The 4333-nt window shown below is 71.9% G+C and carries 5 protein-coding genes and 1 pseudogene; 4 read left to right on the top strand and 2 right to left on the bottom strand.

Annotation, left to right across the window (positions count from 1 at the left end; genetic code table 11):
• From ABZS58_RS50400 to ABZS58_RS50415, 4 genes and pseudogenes are all read left to right on the top strand, one after another.
• Positions 1–614: pseudogene (locus ABZS58_RS50400) on the top strand (hypothetical protein); the annotation flags it as partial.
• A 69-nt stretch (positions 615–683) separates the two neighbouring features.
• The gene (locus ABZS58_RS50405) at positions 684–1418 is read left to right on the top strand and encodes a dienelactone hydrolase family protein (RefSeq protein WP_354791903.1); all 735 of its coding nucleotides are present in this window, start codon (positions 684–686) and stop codon (positions 1416–1418) included.
• A gap of 68 nt (positions 1419–1486) precedes the next feature.
• Positions 1487–2335: a peptidoglycan DD-metalloendopeptidase family protein gene (locus tag ABZS58_RS50410; RefSeq protein ID WP_354791905.1), complete on the top strand. Its 849-nt coding sequence runs from the start codon at positions 1487–1489 to the stop codon at positions 2333–2335.
• Positions 2336–2445: 110 nt separating this feature from the next.
• A complete protein-coding gene (locus tag ABZS58_RS50415; RefSeq protein WP_354791907.1) occupies positions 2446–3213 on the top strand; it encodes a class I SAM-dependent methyltransferase in 768 nt (255 codons plus the stop codon).
• Positions 3214–3330: 117 nt separating this feature from the next.
• Here the strand turns inward: ABZS58_RS50415 and ABZS58_RS50420 are convergent, their stop codons facing one another.
• The gene (locus ABZS58_RS50420) at positions 3331–3480 is read right to left on the bottom strand and encodes a hypothetical protein (RefSeq protein WP_354791909.1); all 150 of its coding nucleotides are present in this window, start codon (positions 3478–3480) and stop codon (positions 3331–3333) included.
• A gap of 152 nt (positions 3481–3632) precedes the next feature.
• Positions 3633–4333 (bottom strand): tetratricopeptide repeat protein (locus ABZS58_RS50425; RefSeq protein WP_354791911.1); only part of this gene is annotated, 701 nt, incomplete at its 5' end.

Genomic DNA, 4333 nt, shown 5'->3' on the forward strand with positions numbered 1-4333 from the left:
GCGAGCTGCGGCAGGCGGCCGGCTCGCTGGGGCCGGGCGCCCGCCGGCGCGGGGTCCGCCGGGCCCTCAGCAGGACGTTCGCCGGAGCGGTCACGGTCGCCGCCGCGCTGGTCCTCGCCGGCTCCGCCGCCGTGGGTGGCCCGCCGCCGGGCTGGGTGCGGGTGCGCGACGCGGACGGGGTGGTGTCCGTCGCGGTGCCGCCGGCCTGGGCGGGTCAGGTGCGCGACGCGGGCTGGAACCCGGCGGTGCTGCGGCTGGCCGCCGGGCACGCGCCGGGCCTCGTGGTCGCGCCGGACGTCGCCACCTGGACCGATCCGGCGAGCACGCTGCCCGGCGTCTTCGTCGGCGCCAGCGACGCCCTGACCACGGGCGAGCCGGCGCTGCCCGAGCACCCCGCCCCCTGCGTGCGGCAGCCCGACCGTGCCACGACCGTCGCCGGGGCACCGGTCCAGGTCCGGCGCTGGACGTCGTGCGCCGGACGCGTCTCCTACAGCGAGGCGGTGTTCACGGTGCCGCGGCGCGGCTACGGCGTCTACGTGCAGATCAGGCAGGTGGGCACCGCGGACCGGACGGACGAGGTCCTGGCCGGCCTGCGGCTTGCCGCCTACCCGTAGCCGTCCGGTCCGGTGGACGGCCTTGTCGTTGCGGAACCGTGGATCCGTCGGCCCCGTAAGGTCGGTGGCATGAAACTGCGTGAGGACGAGGTGTCGGTGCCGGCGCCGGACGGGCCGATCCGTTCGGTCGTGCTGCGCCCGGCCGGCGACGGCCCGTTGCCCGGGGTCCTGCTGTACACCGACATCTTCCAGCTGACCGAATCGACGCTGCGGACCGCGCGCCGGCTCGCCTCGGCGGGATTCGTCGTCTGCGTCCCCGAGATCTACCCGCACGGCGACCTCGCGGGCGTCGCGCTGGAGTTCGACGACGCGGGCAAGCAGGCGGGCCTGGCGGGGGCAGCGGCCACCACGACCGCCCAGTTCGACGCGGACCGAGTCGCGGTCCTGGACTTCCTGGAGCGGCGCGCCGACACGACGACGCTCTTCGCGACCGGGTTCTGCATCGGCGGGCACCTCGCGTTCCGGGCGGCGTTCGACCCGCGGGTCGCGGCGACCGTCTGCTTCTACCCGACCGGCCTGCACAACGGCGCGCTCGGCCGGGACCCGGACGCCGGCAGCCTCGCCCGCGCCGCCGACATCCGCGGCCGCCTCATGATCGTCTTCGGCTCGCAGGACCCGCACGTGCCCGCCGACGCGCGCGTCTCGATCCTGGCCGGCCTGTACGGTGCCGGCCTCGACGACCTGGAGCTGCACGTGTACGCCGGCGGCGAGCACGCCTTCATGCGCGACGTCGGCCCGCGGCACGACCCGGCGCTGACCGACCTGGCCCTGACGGAGGCGGTCTCCTTCTTCGCCGCCCGTTAGCACCCGCGTCGCAACCGGCGGCCGTCAGCCTTTGAAGGACCTGGCGGCTCTTGCGAAGGCGGTACTGCATGCGACGTCGACTCACCGTGCTCTGCCTGATCGCCGCCGCCACCGCCGCGCTGCTGGCCCTGGATCAGGCCGCGCTCGCGGCGCCCGCGTCGCTGCCGGGCACCGTCTCGTCGGGCAAGGTCAAGCTCACCGTGCGCTCGGGGCCGACCGCCGCGTCGGCCCCGGTCGGGACGCTGCGCAACGGGGCGAAGCTCGCGCTGGTCTGCTCGGTGCAGGGCACCCGGACGAAGGGCCGGGTCCGCACCACCGACCGCTGGGACCGGCTCACCAGCGGCGCCTACGTGTCGGACGCCTACGTCTCCCGGCGCAAGCCACTCCCCGCGTGCCCGGCGCCGGCGCCCTCGGTCACCCCGACGGTCTCGCCCTCGGTGATCGCGCCGCCGACCGGTGCCGTGCCCGTCGGCGCCTGGGTCGCGCCGGTGCCGGGCAAGGGCACCAGCGGCTTCCGCACCGTATCCCGCCCCACCCACGACGGCATCGACATCATGGCCGCCCGCGAGACCCCCATCCTGGCCACCGCCGCGGGCACCGTCATCACCGTCGTGTGCAACACCTCCGGCCCGTCCTGCGACGTCGACGGCTCACCGGCCGTGAAGGGCTGCGGCTGGTACGTCGAGATCCACCACGCCGGCGACGTCGTCACCCGGTACTGCCACATGGTCCGCCAACCCGACGTCACCGTCGGCCAGCAGGTCACCGCCGGGCAGCCCATCGGATCCGTCGGCACGTCCGGCAACTCGTCCGGCCCGCACCTGCACTTCGAGGTCCACTACGGCCGCCCCGCCACCCGCCTCAACGCCATCGACCCCGTCCCCTTCATGCGCACCGCCGCCGCCCCCGTCGCCTGAACGGGCTGTAGGTCCTCTTTAGATATGGCGGTGTGCTCGGCGGTTCCGCCATTCACTGAGCACCGCACCGACCGGCTCGACGGGGCACAGCGACGGTTTACGATCCGGCAATGACCCGGACGCCGTCAGCTCACGCCGTCAGTCAGTACGCGACCACGACAGGCAACCTCACCGCCCGCATCGCATTGCACACCTATGGCACGAACCCGCAGGACTGGTTCTCCTGGCTGGACGAACGGCTTCCCCTCGCCGGCGACGTCCTCGAAGTCGGTGCCGGCACCGGCAAGCTGTGGAACCACGTCGACCACGTCACCCGCGGACTCAGCCTCACCCTGACCGACTTCTCGCCCGCCATGTGTGAACAACTACGCACCATCCCCGACGCCCGGGTCCAGCAGTGCGACGCGACCGACCTGCCGTTTCCCGACGCCAGCTACGACACCGTCGTCGCCAATCACATGCTCTACCACCTCGACGACCCCGCCGCCGCGCTCCGCGAGTTCGCCCGGGTGCTGCGCCCCGGCGGGCGGCTCGCCATCGCCACCAACGGCAGCGACCACCTCGACGAACTCAACGCCATCGGACCCGCCATCGGCCGCCCGGAGCTTGCGCTCGGCGCTAGGCAGAACGACTTCACCGCTGAAGCCGGACCCACCTACGTGGCCCGCTACTTCACCGCCGTCGCCGTCGAACGCTACCCGTGCAGCCTCGACATCCCCACCGTCGAGCCGATCCTCGCCTACCTCGACAGCATGGCGGATGACCCACTCACGCCGCCGCAACGATCGGCCGCCCACGACTTCGTCCAAACCGAGATCGACGCCAACGGAAGCTACCGCATCCGCAAGCACACCGTGCTGATCACCGCCTCTCGCTGAGCACCTGAACGCCCTCGCGCCAACGATCCAATCGGCACCTATCAACCTGTCCCGATCAGCACAAACAGCTCAGCCGGCGCCAGCAGGACAGCCGACATGACGGCGGAACGTGGGTACTCAACGCGGCAATTGGCAGTCCTGCGCCACCATCTCCTGCCAGCGCCCCACCAGATCAACCTTCATCTCCACCGCACGTCGAACGCCGTCGGCCGTGACCACCACCAACGCAAGCGGCAATGGCCGCTGCTCGACACCGGCGGAACACATAATCCGGACAGTCACCGGAAACCGCGCAGCCGTGGCCGCCGCGAACGAATCCTCCGAGCGGCGGAGTCCCTGCTCAAACGTCGCCGCGCACTCCCCACCACACCTGAACGCCACAACACCTGACCACTGCTGCTACGCAACCCTTCTTTGCGTCAGCCACCGGCCATCCAAAGTTGCAGTGCGTCGGCTGACGCAATGGTGTGCGGGTGTTCCGGGCCGAGGAGCCGTTCCAGTTCGGCGACGACCCGCTCCTGGATGGTGATCGCGTCGCCGGTGCGGCCCGCCAGCCGATAGGAGCTGGCGAGGTTAACGTAGGCGGAGAGCGTGTCCGGGTGTTCTGGGCCGAAGAGCCGTTCCAGTTCGGCGGCGACCCGTTCCAGAATGGTGATCGCGTCGCCGGTGCGGCCACCCTGCCAGTAGGAGGCGGCGAGGCGGAAGTGGGCGGTGAGCGCGTCCGGGTGTTCCGGGCCGAAGAGCCGTTCCAGTTCGGCGACGACCCGCTCCAGGATGGTGATCGCGTCGCCGGTGCGGCCCGCCAGCGAGTAGGAGGCGGCGAGGTTGGAATGGGCGGTGAGCGCGTCCGGGTGTTCCGGGCCGAGAAGCCGTTCCAGTTCGACGGCGACCCGTTCCAGGATGGTGATCGCGTCGCCGGTGCGGCCCGCCTGCCGATAGGAGCTGGCAAGGTTGGCGTGGGCGGTGAGCGTATCCCGGTGTTCCGGGCCGAGAAGCCGTTCACGGTCGGCGGCAACCCGCTCCTGGATCGTGATCGCGTCGCCGGTGCGGCCCGCCAGCGAGTAGGAGGCGGCGAGGTTGGAATGGGCGGTGAGCGTGTCCGGGTGTTCCGGGCCGAGAA

This window comes from Dactylosporangium sp. NPDC005555 (genome assembly GCF_040605635.1).
Taxonomy (GTDB): domain Bacteria; phylum Actinomycetota; class Actinomycetes; order Mycobacteriales; family Micromonosporaceae; genus Dactylosporangium.

Bases quoted from the DNA above. Each gene is read 5' to 3' on its own strand.
- ABZS58_RS50405 (WP_354791903.1), top strand. From the start codon at position 684: ATGAAACTGCGTGAGGACGAGGTGTCGGTGCCGGCGCCGGACGGGCCG.
- ABZS58_RS50410 (WP_354791905.1), top strand. From the start codon at position 1,487: ATGCGACGTCGACTCACCGTGCTCTGCCTGATCGCCGCCGCCACCGCC.
- ABZS58_RS50415 (WP_354791907.1), top strand. From the start codon at position 2,446: ATGACCCGGACGCCGTCAGCTCACGCCGTCAGTCAGTACGCGACCACG.
- ABZS58_RS50420 (WP_354791909.1), bottom strand. From the start codon at position 3,480: ATGTGTTCCGCCGGTGTCGAGCAGCGGCCATTGCCGCTTGCGTTGGTG.